Source organism: Pseudoalteromonas sp. MelDa3 (assembly GCF_002863625.1).
GTDB classification, from domain to species: domain Bacteria; phylum Pseudomonadota; class Gammaproteobacteria; order Enterobacterales; family Alteromonadaceae; genus Pseudoalteromonas; species Pseudoalteromonas arctica.
On the sequence record NZ_PJBR01000065.1, the window covers coordinates 1 to 19,603 of the forward strand.

General features: G+C 37.8%; 16 protein-coding genes and 2 pseudogenes. 8 read left to right on the top strand and 10 right to left on the bottom strand.

The annotated features are described in order from the left end of the window. Nucleotides 1-379: 379 nt before the first annotated feature. A complete protein-coding gene (locus tag CXF89_RS12620; protein WP_257983212.1) occupies nucleotides 380-1,084 on the bottom strand; it encodes a GGDEF domain-containing response regulator in 705 nt (234 codons plus the stop codon). Then, a complete protein-coding gene (locus tag CXF89_RS21420) occupies nucleotides 1,072-1,248 on the bottom strand; it encodes a response regulator (protein WP_257983213.1) in 177 nt (58 codons plus the stop codon). Before CXF89_RS21420 ends, CXF89_RS12620 begins: the two co-directional genes overlap by 13 nt. Nucleotides 1,249-1,730: 482 nt before the next feature. Here CXF89_RS21420 and CXF89_RS12625 point away from each other — a divergent pair, with 482 nt between their 5' ends. Both CXF89_RS12625 and CXF89_RS21290 read left to right on the top strand, forming a co-directional pair. Then, nucleotides 1,731-2,039 (top strand): hypothetical protein, encoded by a 309-nt coding sequence (locus tag CXF89_RS12625; protein ID WP_145990819.1) that lies wholly within the window; start codon nucleotides 1,731-1,733, stop codon nucleotides 2,037-2,039. Between the two features lie 546 nt (nucleotides 2,040-2,585). After that, a pseudogene (locus CXF89_RS21290) lies at nucleotides 2,586-2,693 on the top strand (MerR family DNA-binding transcriptional regulator); the annotation flags it as partial. Between the two features lie 194 nt (nucleotides 2,694-2,887). Here the strand turns inward: CXF89_RS21290 and CXF89_RS21425 are convergent. Further along, nucleotides 2,888-3,607, bottom strand: coding sequence for an FTR1 family iron permease (locus CXF89_RS21425; RefSeq protein WP_257983214.1), 720 nt, complete (start codon nucleotides 3,605-3,607; stop codon nucleotides 2,888-2,890). A 25-nt stretch (nucleotides 3,608-3,632) separates the two neighbouring features. Next, on the bottom strand, nucleotides 3,633-4,721 hold the full coding sequence (locus CXF89_RS21430) for a c-type cytochrome (RefSeq protein WP_257983215.1): 1,089 nt from the start codon (nucleotides 4,719-4,721) through the stop codon (nucleotides 3,633-3,635). A gap of 407 nt (nucleotides 4,722-5,128) precedes the next feature. On the opposite strand from CXF89_RS21430, the gene CXF89_RS12640 reads away from it, so the two are divergent. From CXF89_RS12640 to CXF89_RS12655, 4 genes are all read left to right on the top strand, one after another. Continuing rightward, on the top strand, nucleotides 5,129-5,497 hold the full coding sequence (locus tag CXF89_RS12640; protein WP_121954798.1) for a hypothetical protein: 369 nt from the start codon (nucleotides 5,129-5,131) through the stop codon (nucleotides 5,495-5,497). Nucleotides 5,498-5,582: 85 nt separating this feature from the next. Next, nucleotides 5,583-6,824: a TolC family protein gene (locus CXF89_RS12645; RefSeq protein WP_121954799.1), complete on the top strand. Its 1,242-nt coding sequence runs from the start codon at nucleotides 5,583-5,585 to the stop codon at nucleotides 6,822-6,824. A gap of 70 nt (nucleotides 6,825-6,894) precedes the next feature. Continuing rightward, the gene (locus CXF89_RS12650; protein WP_121954800.1) at nucleotides 6,895-8,058 is read left to right on the top strand and encodes an efflux RND transporter periplasmic adaptor subunit; all 1,164 of its coding nucleotides are present in this window, start codon (nucleotides 6,895-6,897) and stop codon (nucleotides 8,056-8,058) included. A 10-nt stretch (nucleotides 8,059-8,068) separates the two neighbouring features. Next, nucleotides 8,069-11,254 (top strand): efflux RND transporter permease subunit, encoded by a 3,186-nt coding sequence (locus CXF89_RS12655; protein WP_121954801.1) that lies wholly within the window; start codon nucleotides 8,069-8,071, stop codon nucleotides 11,252-11,254. Nucleotides 11,255-11,585: 331 nt separating this feature from the next. On the opposite strand, the gene cadR is transcribed toward CXF89_RS12655, so the two are convergent. Continuing rightward, the gene (cadR, locus tag CXF89_RS12660; protein WP_121954802.1) at nucleotides 11,586-12,011 is read right to left on the bottom strand and encodes a Cd(II)/Pb(II)-responsive transcriptional regulator; all 426 of its coding nucleotides are present in this window, start codon (nucleotides 12,009-12,011) and stop codon (nucleotides 11,586-11,588) included. Between the two features lie 100 nt (nucleotides 12,012-12,111). Here cadR and CXF89_RS12665 point away from each other — a divergent pair, with 100 nt between their 5' ends. After that, nucleotides 12,112-14,337, top strand: coding sequence for a heavy metal translocating P-type ATPase (locus CXF89_RS12665; RefSeq protein ID WP_121954803.1), 2,226 nt, complete (start codon nucleotides 12,112-12,114; stop codon nucleotides 14,335-14,337). A gap of 301 nt (nucleotides 14,338-14,638) precedes the next feature. Here CXF89_RS12665 and CXF89_RS12670 read toward each other — a convergent pair. The 5 genes and pseudogenes from CXF89_RS12670 to CXF89_RS12690 form a co-directional block, all read right to left on the bottom strand. Beyond that, nucleotides 14,639-15,679: pseudogene (locus CXF89_RS12670) on the bottom strand (IS481 family transposase). A gap of 100 nt (nucleotides 15,680-15,779) precedes the next feature. Next, nucleotides 15,780-16,145 carry a hypothetical protein gene (locus CXF89_RS12675; protein ID WP_145990820.1) on the bottom strand — a complete coding sequence of 122 codons (366 nt, stop codon included), beginning with the start codon at nucleotides 16,143-16,145 and terminating at the stop codon, nucleotides 15,780-15,782. An 88-nt stretch (nucleotides 16,146-16,233) separates the two neighbouring features. Beyond that, nucleotides 16,234-16,569 (bottom strand): hypothetical protein, encoded by a 336-nt coding sequence (locus CXF89_RS12680; RefSeq protein ID WP_121954805.1) that lies wholly within the window; start codon nucleotides 16,567-16,569, stop codon nucleotides 16,234-16,236. A 79-nt stretch (nucleotides 16,570-16,648) separates the two neighbouring features. Next, nucleotides 16,649-17,182, bottom strand: coding sequence for an Lcl C-terminal domain-containing protein (locus CXF89_RS12685; RefSeq protein ID WP_121954806.1), 534 nt, complete (start codon nucleotides 17,180-17,182; stop codon nucleotides 16,649-16,651). Beyond that, a complete protein-coding gene (locus CXF89_RS12690) occupies nucleotides 17,179-18,786 on the bottom strand; it encodes an Lcl C-terminal domain-containing protein (protein ID WP_121954807.1) in 1,608 nt (535 codons plus the stop codon). The genes CXF89_RS12685 and CXF89_RS12690 overlap by 4 nt, the downstream gene beginning before the upstream one ends. A 164-nt stretch (nucleotides 18,787-18,950) precedes the next feature. On the opposite strand from CXF89_RS12690, the gene CXF89_RS12695 reads away from it, so the two are divergent. Continuing rightward, nucleotides 18,951-19,376: a hypothetical protein gene (locus CXF89_RS12695; protein WP_121954808.1), complete on the top strand. Its 426-nt coding sequence runs from the start codon at nucleotides 18,951-18,953 to the stop codon at nucleotides 19,374-19,376. Nucleotides 19,377-19,603: the final 227 nt, after the last annotated feature.

The window sequence follows — 19,603 nt, forward strand, 5'->3', positions numbered from 1 at the left end:
AGTGATGAGTATAAGCAAAAACTACTCGAATGCTTTTTTTATATGAATGAGCTCAAAATTGAACCAACTGAGTCAAATAGAATTCATTATCTAAAATCCTGCGAACCTAAGTTTCAAACTAAACCCTAGTGCTTTTACTCGCTGACAAACACGTGCCTCAAGGTATGTTATAAATACAATCAATTAGTATTAGATAATGACTCTTAAGTAAGTGGAATTTGATGCTTTATGCGATTAAGCAGACAACCTACTTTAGAGTCTTAACTTTCAATTAATCTCTGTGAAAATGCATTTTATTAGCTCAGCTATTGTAATAGTATCATGTTGCTTATTTGATTCTCGTAAACCAAATAGAGAAATGAAGTTTTAGTGATTTATTTTAATAGCTTAGTCTATTCCTACCTAACTGTTTAGATATATATAATTTATCATCCGCGACTTTTAGTATTTCAGTTTCCCCCTTTAAGCCTCTCAACGTTGCAATTCCTGCACTGACAGTCAGGTGTTTAAAATTAGAACCACGGTGAGGGATATTCAGTGCACTAATATTCTTTATTACATCTTCGGTTACTAAAATACTTCCCTTTAAATCGGTAGATGGAAGAACTATAACAAACTCTTCTCCTCCAAAGCGAATCACGACGTCGCGAGGTCTTTTTAATGTTTTTTGTATTGTTTGTGCGACAATCTTTAGTGCTTTATCACCCTCTAGGTGGCCATATATGTCGTTAAACTGTTTGAAAAAGTCAATATCTATGAAAATGAGAGCGTAATCTTCATTCATTCTTTTTGCGTTCAGATCAACTTTTTCAATATGCGTATCAAAATAACGTCTATTGAATACTCCTGTTAAGCTATCTAAAAATACTAAATTAGTTAACTTGTCTCGTTGTAACTTAATCGTCAGATGAGTTTTCACTCGATTAAATACTGTTTTTTTTGTAAAGGGTTTTTGAATAAAATCAACTCCACCTACATCCCAACAGGTATCTTCATTTTCGTGTGATGACGTTATAAAAATAATGGGAACATTGCTAATTTCAGGAAGACTTTTAAGGTATTTACACGTTTCTATTCCGCCCATCCCATCCCATCCATGACTATATCCAGTAAAATTAAATCAGGGGTATGGTTTTCGCACCACTTTATGGCTGCTTCACCACTTTCAACAGATTCAACTTTAAAGTGGTTTGAGAGTATTCTTTTCAGTAATAGAACATTTAAAGGCTGATCTTCAACAACTAGCACTTTGGACTCGAACAACTCAATTATTAAGTTTTCATTATTACCAACGCTTTGAGTATTTAATCCCCAAATTATCTCCCTTCCTATACTCGATCTTGATACTAAAGTTGCAGTAAATCACCAGCTCTAGTTTTTGTTTTTTATCAATAACTTAAAGCGTTATAAGAGTAGAATATTGCATGATTTTAAGCAAGCACTGAAGTCATGAAATTAGTTATTTGTGACTAATCATTTGAAATTAGTTAATCCTAAAGTACAATTCAATGCTTGGCGTAATCTATATTATAGTTGACTGAATTTTGGCCTATAAGCATAATTTTATGCCTGTGGTAAAAACGACGGCTGGGCAGAATCTATTTAAAATTTTCCCTCTTGCGTATCTATATATGAAACGCAGTGCTATTTTCAACTAAGGTTACTATATTAGAATTAAATTACATTTAAAAATAAGCTTGATTTGTATGATATTTTTGGAGGGCTTAACCTTGACTGATAATTTTAAAATACTGGATGATTTAACTAAAGAAATAAATGAAGGGGCTGGTTACCACAATTTACCAATAGAGCTTTTAATGACTCCTGATTTTATTAAAACACACTCTTGCTTCACTGATTTTGAATGCCTATTGCTTTCAAGTCGCTTGAAAGATAAATACTCGACTAATTCAGACTTGTATTCTAGTGCTGAATGGGAGCTTTTTATTAGTAAAAATACAAACGTCAATTCATGGAGAGAGTTGCGAATTAAAGCTGCTATCATATATGTAAAATCAAGATTACCTCATCAGTTATAATTTCCAGAGCAAAGATACTTACTTAAAAATACCACTCTATAACCAGCCTTCGAAATCCTTTTCCATTTTCATTGCTAGTTGATTGAATTTTGGACATGTCAATGATGCACCTTAGATGTGGAATGTCTTTATATTTTAGTGATATACATTTCAATATTTAAAGAGCACATCTATACTGTTTTGCATGTGCTTATACAAAAGTATTGGGAATGAATGTGCCTGGTAATATAAAAAATTTAGAATCAGAAAACAGGAAGCTAAAACAAACTATTGTTGAACTATCTGGGGTTTTGTGCCCATTTCAGCGAAAAGTCCAATGTTCGCCTAAAGCCCTTGATACACATAGCCTACAGCGATGTTGTACGTAAATAAGGGTTGTCCACTTAGAGGAACCAACCACTAGACGTAGTGTTTACCTGCTCTTAATTTTTTTGTAAGTAGCGGTTTAGGGGTTTTGAGCAATTGTGACTATTCGCAAGAAAAAGTAACACACACAAATAAATCAATACTGGTACAAGATTTTCTTGTGGCGCAAAGGCGCGCATAATGAAAATAGGTGAACTGGCAAAGCTGTCAGGCTGTTCCATTCAAACTATTTATTATTACGAAAAAGAGCAATTGTTATTTGCTGTTGAGTACAGTAAAAGTGATTTTTCTTATATAACAAACCATTCAGTAGTATTTATTAATTAAAAGATTTACGTAAAGAGTTAAAAACACTCAGTAAAAGTTGTTCAGAAGATAAAGCCGTGAATGAATGTGGTATTTTGCAAAACATAGCGGCCTATTATCCTAATTCAAGCTCAGTTAAACATAGCTAGTTGAACCATGGCTTGAGTTATAATTGATTAATTTTGAACATTACTTTTTAGCTTTAATTTGCTGCTATAAAAATAAACAACAAAAAAAACAATAACGGCGATTTGTGCTAACAGCCCTTGCCATGTTGAACCAATCCCAATCCAGCTGACCTCTATTTGAATGGGTAAAGGAGAAATTGTTAACATCGCCGCTTCTTGTAAAGCAGATATTGCTTTACCCATTAAAATAAAGGCTAAGGCTAATAATAAATAAGTCGTTGCTGAGAAAAATTTAGCGAGAGGCAACTTCACTGAATATTTCAATAAAGCCCATGCAACAATTGCCAATATAATACAGCCGACAATAAAGCCACTTACAACAACTGAATATTGAACAGAAGACGCTTGTGTTAATAATGATTGGTAGAACAGAACCGTTTCAAATATTTCTTTGTAAACGGCAATAAACGATAATGACGTTAGCCCCCAAAGTGTACCTGCTTCTATATGACTATTAACATGTTTTTGAATATAATTATTCCATTGCTGGGCGTTGGTTTTGCTATGCATCCAGATACCCACATATAACAACATAATTGCGGCAATAAATGATGCAACGCCTTCCATGACTTCTCGACTCGCACCACTAATGCTAATTAACGTCTGCGCTAGCGCCCATGTTGCAATACCCGCAACCAATGCTGTTATCCAACCAAGATGAATATATTTTAATGCGTTTTTACGTTTAGTGCGCACTAGTACGGTCATTAAAGCGATAACTACCAATAAAGCTTCAAGCCCCTTCGCGTAGTAAAATAACTAAGCTAGCACTAAACAATGCCGTGTTTGATAACGATCCTTTCGTTAAAAGTTGCTCAGCTTGGTTGAGTTGAATAAACACTTTCTCCGTAAGTTCAAAAAGTTGTGCATCGTTACCTGAGTGTCCAATAAATTGGCGTAAACCGATTAAATTTACTTCAATGCTTTTTCTTAATTGGCTATCACGTGCATCTAAGCTCTTTTCAACTAACTCAAACCCGTCTAAATAGGCACTCACGGCCAAGGTACTTGCTTCTGCGTAATTATTTTTTTTGTAGGCATTTATAGCGTTATGCAATTGGTTTTGGGCAATCGTAATTGGTTTTGGCTGTTGACTAAATAAGCTTAGAGGTTGGGCTCTTAACAATTCAATTTGTTGAAGCGTTAAATGTGTTGATTCTTTCGCTATTTGACTTGGGTTATAATGCACCCAGTCAGCCATATTAGGGTAGGCGTTAACATTAATATCACTTTTAGTCTTTTGATTATTTTTAAAAGCTAAGCTACCAACATAAAAGGCTAAAGACCAACGTTGCTGTTCTTTCAGTTGAGTAAATGCTGGCATTGCAGTGTTATCTAAGCCATTTGAAATAGCGTCAAACAATCCTAATAAAGAACGGTTTAAAGCACGATTTTTATCAGTAAAGTTTGTTGGTTTTGGGTTAAGTTGTTTTGCTAAAATTCCATTTCCTTCACCTGTAGCACCATGACAGTCGGCGCAATTAGTTTGAAATAGTGCTTGAGTATCATCTTCTGATAATAACCGTTGAGGAAATACAATTGTTGGCATTAAGCTGACTAAAGTGCTTCGTAATGTTGAAGCGAATTGTCTAATATCGGTTAATGGTGCTTTTTCTTTTACCGCTTGTTTTAAATGCTGCGCTTGCGTTAAAAGTAGAGGCTGATTTGCCACCTTAAGCATAGATATTTTATTAACAATTAATTCGGAAAATCCCTGCATTTCTTGGTATTCATCGTTATTGATTATTTTTCCCTGATTAACCGCCGCCGCATAATCAACGCCAACATATTCAACTAATTGACTTAGTTGCCTAAGTTGCACTTGTTCGTTACTTAGAGTCGTTGATGGTTGAGTAGCTAATTGTTGATTAGAGTTATGTGTATTTTTTGCATCAAGCTGGTTAGCTTTAGATAAGCTTGACTAAATGCATAAAACAAAAAGACTAACAAATAAGGTAGATGAAAAACGGCTCATCGAAATGTATTCCTAAAAAGGTCAAATGATAATTATTCTCAATTATAAACCTTGTAGTAGGTATAAGGTCAACAATATAATTAAAAAGAGGCAATAATAATTAAAGAGTCAAAAAGGAAGATCACATTTACCTTTACAAAAAAATTTAACTTTGTTATTTTACGCGCTCAATGAAAGATAGTCACAACTTAACCGTCTGTTTAGTTGTTCTGCTCATCTTCATCCTAATTATAAAAACTGTTTGGGAATGCTAAATGCTTCAACGAGTTTTAATGTATCTGTTAATAGCGCTAATTGCTTTGCAATCAGTGGATGCTATTGCCGATGCGGCAAAATTTCATCAGCCAAATACAGAGTTTACCGAAACAGACTATTTTTATAATAAAATAACAACTGAACACAACCCTACTTCTGTTAACTATGTCAGTAATACGCAAACTAACGAACAAATAAACCAAGAAAGGGGTGACCATTGTTGCTACTGTCATGGCATTAGCTGTATTGATTTAACCAATAATTCACTCGTTTTTTATACTCTGTATGGTAAAGAACAAAGCTTCTTTTTCAAACATAAATACATTTCTACACATTTATCCCCTGATTTACGTCCTCCCATCGTTTAATTCATTTTAATTTTCGAATAATCAACAACAACACAAAACCCTATTGAATTTGTGTTTCTGATAATTTTATAAATGAGTTTTAACAATGAAATTTTATCCTGTAAAACAGGCTTTAGCATTATTATGCGTGAGTCTACCTATTGCCGTGTATGCTGCACCTACGGCAACCAGTGCATCGCCTTCATGGCTAACGCAACAAATAAATAAAAACCCAGAGGTGATTGCTGCAAAAGAAAATTTGAATGCAGTGTTTTCATTAACCGAAGGACAGAAAAAGGCACTTTATAATCCTGAGCTAGCTACCGATGTTTCTCGTGAAGGTCAATTTAATAACTTTACTATTGGTATAAATCAAACCATTGATTTATGGGATAAACGAGAGCAGCGTAGCAAAAAGGCTGATTTTCAATTAGTGCAAGCGAAACAAACGTTTTCTTATCTGATGCAGAAAAAAACTGCTGAAGCTTTACAAGCGTTAGTAAACTACCAAAAGGCACAAATGCAAGCCAAAATTGCTCGCGAGAAAGAGCAACAATTAGATACCTTGCTCAACTTAGTTGCTAAGCGTCAACAAGCGGGTGATGTTAGTCAAGTTGATGCAGAACTTACTTCTTTAAGCTTATCGCAAACCTTAAATACTAGCGCCCAAGCACAAGTACAATTAGCTAACGCCAAAGCGAAAGTTATTGAGTTAATGCCTGATTGGACAAGTAGCATACATATTTTACCCACCCAAGGCATTGCGATTGATCGCTATAAAAGTGATGAGCTAACCACTACGCGATGGCTACAACAACACCCGTTAGTGCAAGTGGCTAAATTACAATGGCAAATCAGTAAAAGTGATGCTTCTCAAGCATTACTTGCGACTAAAGCCGATCCCACTTTTGGCGTAAACGCAGGTAAAACAGATAATGATAATACATTAGGTTTAAGTTTTTCTATGCCTTTAAACGTTCGTAATAATTTTAGTAGTGAAGCGCGTGCCGCCAATCAACAAGCCAATGCCGTTGAATCACAATTACAGTCAGTATTGCGTAAACAAAAATTTGCCATACAAGCAACTACCGAGTCGGTACTCGCTTATAAAAACCACTATCAACGCTGGCAAAAATTAATGCAAGGTCGCGATAAACGCATTGCTGATTTACTGCAAAAACAATGGCGAAGTGGTGATATAAATACCAGCGAATATTTACTTGCCTTACAACAACGCGCCGAAGGCTTGCTTGCCGGAATTGAACTACAAAGTCAGTTCAAACTTAGTCAAATAGATTGGCTATTAGCTATTGGTCAAATAGATGTTGCGTTAAAAAGCTTGAAATAAACACAAGCGAATAACTATCTCCAGCGAAGTTTTCACTCTTGTCGCTGCTTAAAAAATTTTGGAACTAAAGATGAAAAAAACTAAATTGGCGCTATTAAGTGCTTTATTAATCAATACCCAGTTATTTGCCTTACCAACTTTAGCAAACGAATTGGGTGCAAACCCTTCTAAAACACAAGAGGAAAAATCAGAAGGCACAATAGCACTTTCAAAAGCGCAATTAACGCTTGCCAATATTCAAGTTGAAGCATTACAGCCACAAACAATGACATACAGCGTGTATGCCCCGGGGGAAGTAAAGGCGAATGATTATACCAGTTATTTAGTCTCACCTCGCGTTGATTCTGTCGTAGTAAAACGTCATGTAGCACTGGGTGATCATGTAAAAAAAGGTCAAGCCCTAGTCACTTTATTTAGTGAATCAGTTGCTGATGCTCAAGCCCGAGTTCAAATAGCCAATGCTGAATGGCGACGTGTGCAAAAATTAGGACGTAAAGCCGTTGGTGATAAACGTTATATTGCCGCAAAAACTGACTACCGAGCAGATGTTGGGCGTTTGATCGCCTTTGGTTTATCACCTGAATCCATCAAAAGTTTAGATAGTGAAAATTCAAAATTAGGTGAAGTTAAATTAGGAGAATATGTACTAAATTCCATGACGTCTGGCGCAGTATTATCAGATAACTTTCGTCAAGGCCAGCGCGTTTTATCAGGCGATACCTTAATTGAACTCGCTGATGAAAGTACATTATGGGTTGAAGCTCGATTAGCGCCTAGTATGCAAATATCACTGCCCGTTGGTAATAAAGCGGTCATAAAAGTAGGCAACAAATCTTACTTAGGGCTTGTTAGTCAAAAAGCACACACCATAGACCCACAAACGCGCACTCGCACAGTTCGCTTAACCGTAGAAAATAGCAAACATCAATTACATTCAGGACTATTTGTTGATGTTTATTTTAATTTTACCACGACAGAGCAAGTACTCGCCGTACCAGAAAGTGCACTTATGCGAAGTAGTGATGGCGATTGGCAAATTTTTATTGAACAAAATGGCAGCTTTAAAGGGCAAGAAATTGAATTAGGACGAACATTCACATCGGCTAATGATAGTAGCATTGAAAAGTGGCACGAAATTAAAGGTATTGAAGCTGGTACTAACGTTGTAACCGCAGGCGCATTTTATGTTAGCGCTGAAATCGCCAAAGGCGGTTTTGACGCCCACGGCCATTAGGAGATAATTCATGTTAAATAAACTTATTGATTGGTCAGTAACCAATCGTTTACTAGTGATTCTCGCCTTGATTGCGTTGATAGCAAGTGCCGTATTTTTTATTCCGAAGTTAAATTTGGATGCATTTCCTGATGTAACTAATGTACAAGTTGCTATAAACACAGAAGCACCTGGGCTAGCAGCAGAAGAAGTAGAGCAGCTTATTACTTTTCCTATTGAAGCCGTAATGTACGCCCTACCCGATGTGGAAGAAGTACGGTCTATTTCTAAAACAGGTTTGTCGGGTATTACGGTCGTTTTTAAAGAAGGCACCGATATTTATTTTGCACGGCAATTAGTGTTTGAACGCTTGCAATCAGCCAAAGGAATGATCCCAAATGGTGTGGGCACTCCAGAAATAGGGCCAAATACTTCAGGTTTAGGGCAAGTTTATCAATATTTGCTGCTTGCTGATAAAAATTCAGGCTTTGATGTTATGGCATTACGTAGTTTAAATGATTGGGTAGTAAAGCTACTGTTAATGCCTGTTGACGGTGTTACTGACGTACTTGCCTTTGGTGGTGAAGTAAAACAATACCAAGTAAATATTAATCCTTCACGTTTACTTGCTTATAATTTAACAGAAGAAGATATTGCGACTGCACTGGAACATAATAATACCAATGCAGGTGGCTGGTACATGGATAGAGGTCAAGAACAGCTTATTATTCGTGGTGTGGGTTGGTTAAGTTCTGGCAAAAAGGGCCTACAAGAATTGGCTCAAATACCTGTTAAAACGATTGATGGCACAGTTGTACACGTATCTGATGTAGCCACCATTGAGTTTGGCAGTGAAATTCGCCAAGGCGCAGTTACCATGACCAAGCGCACTTTTGATAAACAAGGTAAAGCAAACGGTAGTGAGTTTTTAGGTGAAGTTGTCTCGGGTATCGTGTTAAAACGCATGGGTGCTAATACTAAAGTGACCATTGATGGCATTAAAGATCGTATTCCGTTAATTCAACAAGCGTTACCTAAAGGAGTTCGTTTTGAGGCTATTTATGACCAAGCTGATTTAGTTGAAAAAGCGGTTAATACAGTTGAAAAAGCGTTAGTAGAAGCTTTTGTCTTTATCGTTATTGTTTTAGTGTTATTTTTACTGAATGTACGCGCCGTTATTTTAGTGCTTATTTCAATTCCGCTTTCTGTCGGCATGGCACTTACTATTATGTCTTATAATGGCTTGTCAGCTAATTTAATGTCATTAGGTGGCTTAGCGGTTGCTATCGGTATGATGGTTGATGGCGCCGTGGTGATGATGGAAAACATCTTCAAGCACCTGTCTCATCCAGATAAACGTCATGAAAAAGGGCACAATTTTGATGCTGAGCACGACAGCAATGTTGGTTTACGTATACAAGAAGCCGCAAAAGAAGTGGCTAAACCGGTATTTTTTGCCGTCACCATAATCATGGTGGTATTTGCGCCTTTATTTAGTTTAGAAGGTGTGGAAGGTAAATTATTTCAGCCGATGGCGATTAGTATTATGATCGCAATGGCTGCATCGCTTGCAGTATCTTTGATTGTAGTACCTGCATTAGCAAGTTACTTTTTTCAGCGTGGCATAAAAGAAAGAACTAGCCCGCTAGTGACGCTATTAGAAAAAGCCTATCGAATCGCACTTAACAAAGCGATGAATGCCAAAACGTTAGTATTAACAGGCGCGGGGGCATTATTAGTTGGTGCTTTATTTTTACTTCCTCAGCTAGGCACAGAGTTTGTGCCTGAACTTGAAGAAGGCACCATTAACTTACGTGCCACTATGGCTCCTTCAACAAGCTTAGACACTGCGCTTAGCGTAGCGCCGAAACTTGAGAAAATATTAATGGAATTCCCCGAAGTCACTTATACATCAAGTCGTATAGGTCGCGCTGAAATTGGTGGTGATCCTGAGCCCGTCAGTAACATTGAAATTTATATTGGCTTAAAACCACATGAACAATGGGTAAGTGCTAAAACGAGGCAAGAATTACAAGGATTGATGGCTGAAAAATTAGAACAATTCCCTGGTTTATTACTGAATTTCTCACAGCCTATTGCAGCCCGTGTTGATGAATTATTATCGGGGGTAAAAGCACAACTCGCGATCAAGTTATTTGGACCTGATCTTGATGTTTTAGCTCAACAAGGGCAAGCGATTGTTAATGCAATTCAAACCGTTAACGGAGCGCGTGATGTTGCCATGGAACAAATAGCGGGTGAATCACAACTAGTGATAAAACCTAACCGTCAACAACTTTCACGCTATGGCTTATCGATAGGCGATGTAATGACGTTAGTGCGTGACGGTATTGGTGGCAAAGGGGTAGGACAAGTCATTAACGGTAACGAGCGTTACGACATTTATGTACGCTTAGCCAAACGTTTTCGTGAAGACAGTCAAGCCATTGCCGATTTACGCTTGCAAGCGCCTAATGGTGCTTGGGTACGTTTAGGTGATGTGGCTGATATCGCTATTGAATCTGGCCCACCACAAGTTCGCCGTGACGATGTTCAACGCCGCGTGGTTATTCAAGCCAACGTGCAAGATAGAGACATGGGCTCAGTGGTAAAAGATATTCGCCAAGCGATAAAAGATAAAGTCAATTTACCTACGGGCTACTCAGTAGATATTGGTGGCCAATTTGAAAATCAACAACGCGCACAACAACGTTTGTCTATAGTGGTTCCTCTTTCTATTGCGATGATCGCACTGCTGCTTTATTTTGCTTTTGGTAGTGTTGGTCAAGCTATGTTAATTTTAGTGAACTTACCATTGGCAATGATCGGCGGTATCGTGGCTTTATATCTGTCGGGACAATATATTTCTGTGCCTAGTTCTATCGGTTTTATTACCTTGTTTGGTGTCGCAGTACTTAATGGTGTGGTGATGGTAGAGGCCATTAATTTGCGTATTGAAGATGGCGCTAAAAATATCGCCCAAGCGGTATACGAAGGGGCTATTTCAAGACTAAGACCGGTATTAATGACCGCTATCATTGCTGCTCTTGGCTTAATTCCAATGATTTTATCAAATGGTGTTGGTTCTGAAATTCAACGTCCATTAGCCACAGTAATTGTTGGTGGTTTGGTTACGGCGACTTTCTTAACCTTATTTGTATTACCAGTGCTTTATGCTTGGTTCTCGAAAGGTAAGATTGAAGAAATGCAACGATAATCACTAAAAATCAGGCTAAATAATCTCAACTCGAGATAACAAAAAACGTAAGCTAAAGGATGTTAATAGAAATATTAATATCCTTTTTACCTTCCAATAATTAGCGTACTAAATAACCTCAACTCTGGATAACAACTTGCTTTCTAGCTGCTGATTTTTCTTACTACTGCGTTAAATTAGATTGCAATAGCTCGCTATTGACGCACTAATTTGCCTTGTATTAAGAAAACACAACAAGCTAGAACAATAAAAATTATAAATTTAAGTCTATTCAATGTGTTAGCTAATCTCTTATCCAGAGTTGAGGTTAAATAGAATGCTTAACTGACAATTATTTTAAATGGGATTGTTGTTTTTCGCTATGTTCCATTGTTTTTAACCCTTGCAAAATTCCACAATGCTCAATTACATCTTCATTTTGACATTGTTGTTGTAAATGATTTAACTGCTCTTTAAGCTCGATTAATTCCTGCAACCGCGTATCAACATGGTTAATATGCTCGTCTAATAAATAATTTACATCACTGCAATCAGCGGGTGGTTTATCCATTAAGGTTAATAAACGACGAATTTCTTCATGGCTCATTGCTAAACTTCGACAATTACGAATGAAGTTAAGACGGTATTTATGCGTTTGATTATAAAGACGATAATTGCTTTCATTACGTTCAGGCATAGGTAAAAGTCCCGACTTTTCGTAATATCGGATAGTTTCCGTTGTGCACTTCGTTACTTTCGCCAATTCGCCTATTTTCATTATTATTCACTTATTTTATTATTCCACTTGACCTTAAAGTTACTATAAGGTGTTTAATAGTGCAATAAGGTTAAATGCTGAATAAAAAGGTGACTTCACCATGAATAAAGTAATGAAAAAACAAACTCAACCAAATGATGAGGCTTCCTGCTGTGGTTCTTGCTCAAGTGTGTCACTTACCGATAACAAATTAGTAGAGCAACCTATAGATCCTGCTGTAGCCGTTGATGAAAATATTCAAACCACACAACTTCGTATTCAAGAAATGGATTGCCCGACCGAAGAAGGTCTTATTCGCAATAAATTTAAACAAAACAATCAAGTAATCGATTTACAATTTAATTTAATGCAACGTACGTTAACCGTTGTACATACAAAAGATGCTTTGCCAAATATTATCAATGCGATAAATGAACTTGGTTTTGATGCCAAAATAATCACTGAACAAGATGACAATGAAAATATAGCCACAGCTAAAATCTCTTGGGGGCCATTAATTATTGCAGGCTTACTTGCACTAAGTTCAGAAGCTGTTGATTGGTTTGGCGGCGCAAACTGGTTATCAGCAGCCTTTGCTATTTTAGCCGTGGCAATAAGCGGCCTAGACACCTATAAAAAAGGTTGGCTAGCTATTCGTGGCGGCAACTTAAATATTAATGCCTTGATGAGTGTTGCGGTAACGGGTGCGTTATTCATTGGTCAATGGCCTGAAGCTGCTATGGTGATGGTGTTGTTTACTGTATCAGAGATTTTAGAAGCTAAATCACTCGATCGCGCTCGCAATGCCATCGCCGGATTATTACAACTTACACCCGAAACAGTCAATGTACAGCAAGGTAATGGCGAATGGGGTAAAGTACCTGCAAAATCAGTTCCTCTGAACAGTATTGTCAGAGTGAGTCCTGGGGAAAGGGTTGCTTTAGATGGTGAAATAGTTTCAGGACGTTCAACTTTAGATCAAGCGCCAATTACAGGGGAAAGCTTACCCATTGAAAAAACGGTAGGTGATAAAGTATTTGCGGGCACCATTAATCAGTCAGGATCATTTGAATTTAAAGTCACTGCCACGGCAAACAATACCACTGTATCGCGCATTATTCACGCTGTTGAACAAGCACAAGGCACAAAAGCGCCAACGCAACGTTTTGTTGATAAATTTGCTCAAATTTATACGCCAATCGTCTTTTTTATTGCCTTAGGCGTTGCGCTTATCATGCCATTATTTTTTCAGGGAAACTGGTTCGATTGGGTTTACAAAGCTTTAGTAATATTAGTAATTGCATGTCCTTGTGCCTTAGTTATTTCAACCCCAGTAACTGTTGTTAGTGGCTTAGCTGCGGCAGCACGTAAAGGTATTCTTATTAAAGGGGGTGTGTATTTAGAACAAGGTCGAAATATTTCTTGGCTCGCATTAGATAAAACCGGCACCATTACTCACGGCAAGCCCACACAAACGAACTATATTGCTATAGATGCAACGCAAAGTGATCATTATCGACAGTTAGCCGCAAGTTTAGCGGATCGCTCTGATCATCCCGTATCACGCGCTATTTATCAACAAGCAGAAAAAGACAGCATTACATTACACGCGGTAGAAAACTTTGAAGCACTACTTGGAACAGGTGTACAAGGCAATATCAAGGGTAAAAACTATTATTTAGGCAACCAGCGCCTATTAAATTTATTAACTATTCAAAATGAAGTATTACAAACACAGATAAATAACTTAGAGCAGCAAGGTAAAACAGTGGTTATGTTAACCGATAACCACCAAGTACTGGCGTTATTTGCGGTTGCCGATACGATTAAAGAAAACAGTAAAAATGCCATTGAACAACTGCATAGCATGAATATAAAAACCATCATGCTAACAGGCGATAATCAATTTACCGCACAAGCTATTGCCGAGCAGGCGGGTATTGATCAGGCCAAAGGCGAACAACTGCCTACTGATAAGTTAAATGAAATAAAACAGTTGATGTTACAAGGTAAGGTGGCTATGGTCGGTGACGGCATTAATGACGCACCAGCACTAGCACAAGCTGACATTGGCTTTGCCATGGGCGCTATGGGAACAGACACCGCTATTGAAACTGCCGATGTGGCGCTAATGGACGATGATTTAACTAAAATTGCGAGCTTTATCTTGTTATCAAAAAATACCCATCAAATACTCATGCAAAACATAGCATTTGCCCTAGCTGTTAAGGTGATTTTTTTCGCATTAACATTGCAAGGCTCAGCAACCATGTGGATGGCCGTTTTTGCAGATGTTGGCACGAGTTTATTAGTAGTAGCTAATGGTTTGAGATTATTGAAAAAATGAAATATATCTCGTTTTGGGGGCGAATGCCATAGAGTATTCACATTTTTGATTGCTAATTTTCGTATAATTATCATCATTTATTCATCATATTTGGTTCCAGAATATCTTGTTTTAGTCTTTTTGAAACTTTGGAAATTGTAGATCGGGAACAGCCCAAAATATGTTTAATATAGTCATAGGATTTTTTATCCAACAACATACCTTCAATCTTTTGCTGTAACTCTATGTCACTTGGCCGGCCAGGTGTACTAGCTCAGACTTGATCTGACAGTTACCCGTTTTTTAATCGGTGACTGTCAGTCTAAATTTGAGCTAAATTTTTCTCAGCCCAGATCAATTTTCCATCTAATAAAGTTTCTAATGGCGTTCTGCCACAGCATATTTTTCCTTGATGAGTTCAGTCATTATTGTAATAAATCATCCATTCGTCCAGATCCTTTTGCAATTCCGCTAATGAGCTATATAGCTTTTTACGGAATGTAACTTGATAGAATTCATTGAGTATCGTTTTGTGGAAGCGTTCGCAGATACCATTTGTTTGCGGTGACATAGCTTTGGTTTTTGTATGATCGATATCATTAATAGCCAGATATAACTGGTAATCATGATGTTCGACTTTGCCACAATATTCAGTGCCTCTATCGGTTAGAATACGTAGCATGGGAAGCTCGTACTGTTCGAAGTACGGCAGTACTTTGTCGTTGAGTATGTCAGCCGCAGTAATTGGCGTTTTCGTGGTGTAGAGCTTAGCGAACGCTACTTTGCTGTATGTATCAACGAAGGTTTGTTGGTAGATACGCCCAACGCCTTTGAGATTACCCACGTAAAATGTATCTTGAGAGCCTAGATAACCTGGGTGAGCCGTTTCAATTTCACCACACGCTTCGTCATCATGTTTTTTCCTTTCAAGCGCAGCTACTTGAGCGTCGGTGAGAATGATACCTTCGTTAGCAACTTTATTTTCTAGTGCCTTGAGACGCTTTTTGAAGTTCTCTAGGTCATGACGTAGCCATATTGAACGAACACCGCTGCCAGAAACGAATACGCCTTGTTTTCTGAGTTCATTACTCGTTCTGTGTTGGCCATGAGCTGGATAATCGACAGCGTATTTAATGACGGCTTGTTCAGTTGCTTCATCAACTCTATTTTTTAAGTTTGGCTCTCTACGACTTTTATCAATTAACGCATCAAGTCCACCGTCTTCGACGAGTTCTTGATATCGATAAAATGTATCACAGGATACGCCCATCACTTTGCAGGCTCTTGATACGTTGCCAAGTTCTTCTGCAAGATTAAGTAAACCCGCTTTGTGTTTAATAATTGGATTGTTAGTATGTAGCATGAGAGTTACCTCTTATATGTTTTGATTTAAAGATTCGACACCTTTTATCAAAACGGGTAACTCTCACTTTTTCAAGTTGATGTGTCAGATCTTGTCTGAACTAATACATTTCAAGTGCTGATATTTCTGTATCAATACTTGATGTTGGGTAGAAGTGTTCTGCTCTGAAAGGGTTATATGAGATTTCATCAAATAAAAACTCTTTGTGTATCTGAGACACACTAACAAGCTCGCCCTGAGCGTAAGAATGGACGTTCCTCACTTTAGATGACCGCGCTCGGGCAAGTCCTGCTTTGCTTATTATAAAATCCACTGACTTTAATGTAACGTGGTCTACATGAGCGACTACTCGGCCTTTATTTTCACCTGACATCGCAAGTATAGACCACCCGCCTTTATTTAAGTTGCGATATACTCTTACTTTATCACCTAGATTGTACGTTCTGTTTTTGAAGCCTTGTAACATAAGGTACTCAATAAATTATCAATTTTAGTAATGATAAAACAATCGAATATTTTGGCTACTTACCGGAGATAATGAGTAAATTAAAGCGCTAAACCTTTTGCGCTCTGAAACACTTCCTAAACTCTTGAAGTTCATCCATCAAAATTTGACAAACTTGAATTACTTTATCGCCTTCCATTGTCATTTTGACCTTACTCCCTTCGTTTATATAACCCTCTGCATTAACTAACGTATAAAAGTTTCCTTGGAGCTTAATTAAGTCACCGCCGAAGAAATTTTCAAATAGAGTTAAATGATAGGGAGATTTATCCATAAACGCCACGATACCATCGACTTGCGTTTGCTTTATCTCGTTAGTACCACAGCCAGTGAGAGTAAGGGTTGTAACTAAAGCTGTTAAAATATATATTTTATTTAATGTCATAAAGATGGTTTCCACTATTTTTGAACACTTAATTATCTTAAAGATGCCGCCAGGATTAGTAGCGGCATAATGAGTGCTTTTAATTTAATGCTTTAACAAAGCGAATTAAGCGGTGCGTGTTAACGTCAGTCAAAAACTCACTACCGTCAGAAAAATCCACAATTAGACCTTCAACATTATCTAGGGACGTTAAGTTATGTGCATCAGGTGTATTTGACCAGTACGCTGCAGATGGCGTGCTTGGGAACGCATACAGGTTAATGGCAGGCTCTACGCACATACGCTCGACCAAAATACCGAGTTCCTTGATATTGGGTAAGCGCCAACCATCAACATTGAATTGTGTTGAATTTTCATCAGCGATTTTCAAAGCAGCTTGCCACGACGATATATTGGTTGGAGTGCCAACACAGTTCCCATCTTGATAGGTCTGCCCAAACGAACATTTACTCCACAGCAACCCATTTACAATGTCAGTCACAGTGCCATCTTTGTTATCTAATAAGTGGCCGTTCGGTTGAGTGGCTTCAATTGACTCTGTTTTACATGTTTGGGCCGCAAGACTCGTACTAAACAAGGCGGCCATAGCGAGTGTTGTATAAAGTGATTTCATTGTGCACCTCCTCGTACTGCGCGAATATTATAGGGTAAGTTTTTGTTGCATAGCTTTGTTTGCCCCGTTACTGTATCTAGGCACCAAACCGCACCTTCGCCATCCGCATATGGTGTTGAGCTTAGTAGCTGGCCTATTGGTTCATTAGGAAAGTAAGCCTTCAGTGAGTCGTCGGCATCAACGGCAAAGTTGTGTAGTGACTGTAATTCACTAATTGTGGGTAACCGCCAGTCTTTAAAGCCGGAAATTGAAGTAGAATTCATCTGTAAAATGTAGTTATCAGTGTTGCAATATCGAAACTGTGTATTGTACGACGCTGAGGTGGATGAAGGTGCACTGCAGTATTGGCTAATAGGGTACTGGCTATCAATAAAGCTTTTACCCGTTACACCATTTGCGCCGCCATTGTTTTTTTGATTAGTGTCATACCAGACGTAAGTGTAATTCGACGCACGCCACTGATTATGAGCATTTTCGTATTCATAATTACCATCTCTCACAGCATTATTTATATAGTTTCTTAGCTCGTTATCTGAAAGTGTAGGGAGCTTTTGAGCATCTGTTTTTACTTCCCAAAACAAACCTGTTTGATTATCAAGAACAGACACAAATGACTCTGCATTAGAAGGTAGGGCATTGCCTGATATATCAATTTTAGTTAGAGAGAACCCGCTGTGTCCGTCAAAAAAATCAGTGTCACCTGCATCACGGCCAAATGCAGCGTCTTGAGCCGGGTAATCAGAGTTGGGCGAAGTGGATGTAAAGCTTGTACCATCGAACCAGGTTGTAACACCTGTGTCATTCATGCCTAAATCGCCATTGATAATGATGGTTAGCTCATTTTGCTCAGTTAACACGGCATTAGATGGCTCTAGCAATTCAATCGTTATTGACTCACCACCTTCGGGGGTTGTGTCTTTGAGTATTTCAAAATTAATTTTTGCGGTAGTTTCACCCGAGGCTACTTCGATTGGGCTTTTTGTGATCAAGTTATAATCTTCTGATTCTGTCGCTAAACCACCGAGCACGAAAGGAAGCTGTATATCTTTGCCCGACGCAGTATCTATTTTCATCTCAACAGAAAACATGCCTGTATCTTCAGTCACACTTGCAACATCAGTCACAAACCCGGCGCTTGGCGTTGGATCAGTGTCTCTTATTGTAATAATACTTTCAGTAAACCCTGTTTTTAATGTGGCATTTTTAGGGTCTGAGATTGAAATTAAAAATGTTTCATCTTCTTCATCAAGGCTATCGGGTAACAATTTAAATGAAATAGTAGAACTTAATGAGCCTATTGGAATCGTTAATTCACCCGCAGTCACTTCAAAATCGACTCCCGCACTCGCTGTAATAGCGGTCATTTCATAGCTTAATGTCACTTCTTCTTTTGTTGCTTTTGAGAGAGACAAGCGAACACTACTATCTAAAACTGAGTCAGCGGGCTCATTAATAAGTTTTGACGCCTCAATAGAAATTGATGCGGGAGTTGTGTCTTCTGGAAAAGTAATTCCACCACTTTTTTCATCTTCCTCACTACCACATCCACTGAGTACCGAAGCTGCGGCTAAAGCGAGTACAATATTACTCTTTTTAAGTTTCATAACTGCTTTCCAATATTTGAGTTAATAACACATGATTTCGTCAAATAATATCAACCGGCTACCACAACATTAAATTTTACAGAGGCTATAAATGCTATCTGTAATTTTTTTATTTGCACTTGATACTAAGTAAGATTAGAAAAAATCCACATGAAAGGTCTAATATGAATATCATTAAAATTGGATTGCTTGCAGCAAGTATAACCAGTATATCCAGCGTTTCAGCTTGTGAAAAATGGCAGTTTATAGTCACTGGCGAAAGCCAACTCATATCTTCGACACTTGAAATAGAGTACGAACCGACTGAGCAGATTATAAAAACCGTTACTAATGAAATAAACGTTAAAGGTGAGCCCATCTTTGTGGATGGTGAAAAGCCTTATTTAGAATTATTAGTAAGTAGTTCAGATAAACAACGGTTTACTTATGAACTCATGGCTAATCTGCCTGTAACTACCGATGAAGGCATCTTGTTAAGGCCATTCGATATTGAAGATGTTGCGCCATTGCAGAATGGTTACTTAAACTTTCATCAACGTGGTGATGTTAAAATCACGCTCTATGGCCAGAAATTAACGTGCACAGATTGATTTAGTGCCACTAATCAGGATTAACCGCCATAATTTAGAGGTCATACAGTTAACACCTCTACGTTTTAACGGCACAGTGTCGGTTAATTATATCTACTTCAAACTTGGCAGACAGGTAGCGTTATATGAGTATAAAGTCAAAAGTATCGAAATTATTGAAGGGAATAAAAACTCATTTTATTGGTTTTTTAAAGTACGTTTTATATATGGGTGGACCTTTTATAATC

Excerpts from the sequence above, each read along its gene's own strand:
- CXF89_RS12655 (WP_121954801.1), top strand. The coding sequence starts at position 8,069 with ATGTTAAATAAACTTATTGATTGGTCAGTAACCAATCGTTTACTAGTG.
- CXF89_RS12650 (WP_121954800.1), top strand. The coding sequence starts at position 6,895 with ATGAAAAAAACTAAATTGGCGCTATTAAGTGCTTTATTAATCAATACC.
- CXF89_RS12690 (WP_121954807.1), bottom strand. The coding sequence starts at position 18,786 with ATGAAACTTAAAAAGAGTAATATTGTACTCGCTTTAGCCGCAGCTTCG.
- CXF89_RS12640 (WP_121954798.1), top strand. The coding sequence starts at position 5,129 with ATGCTTCAACGAGTTTTAATGTATCTGTTAATAGCGCTAATTGCTTTG.
- CXF89_RS12645 (WP_121954799.1), top strand. The coding sequence starts at position 5,583 with ATGAAATTTTATCCTGTAAAACAGGCTTTAGCATTATTATGCGTGAGT.
- CXF89_RS12685 (WP_121954806.1), bottom strand. The coding sequence starts at position 17,182 with ATGAAATCACTTTATACAACACTCGCTATGGCCGCCTTGTTTAGTACG.
- CXF89_RS12695 (WP_121954808.1), top strand. The coding sequence starts at position 18,951 with ATGAATATCATTAAAATTGGATTGCTTGCAGCAAGTATAACCAGTATA.
- CXF89_RS12665 (WP_121954803.1), top strand. The coding sequence starts at position 12,112 with ATGAATAAAGTAATGAAAAAACAAACTCAACCAAATGATGAGGCTTCC.
- CXF89_RS12675 (WP_145990820.1), bottom strand. The coding sequence starts at position 16,145 with ATGTTACAAGGCTTCAAAAACAGAACGTACAATCTAGGTGATAAAGTA.
- CXF89_RS21425 (WP_257983214.1), bottom strand. The coding sequence starts at position 3,607 with ATGACCGTACTAGTGCGCACTAAACGTAAAAACGCATTAAAATATATT.
- cadR (WP_121954802.1), bottom strand. The coding sequence starts at position 12,011 with ATGAAAATAGGCGAATTGGCGAAAGTAACGAAGTGCACAACGGAAACT.
- CXF89_RS12620 (WP_257983212.1), bottom strand. The coding sequence starts at position 1,084 with ATGGGCGGAATAGAAACGTGTAAATACCTTAAAAGTCTTCCTGAAATT.
- CXF89_RS12680 (WP_121954805.1), bottom strand. The coding sequence starts at position 16,569 with ATGACATTAAATAAAATATATATTTTAACAGCTTTAGTTACAACCCTT.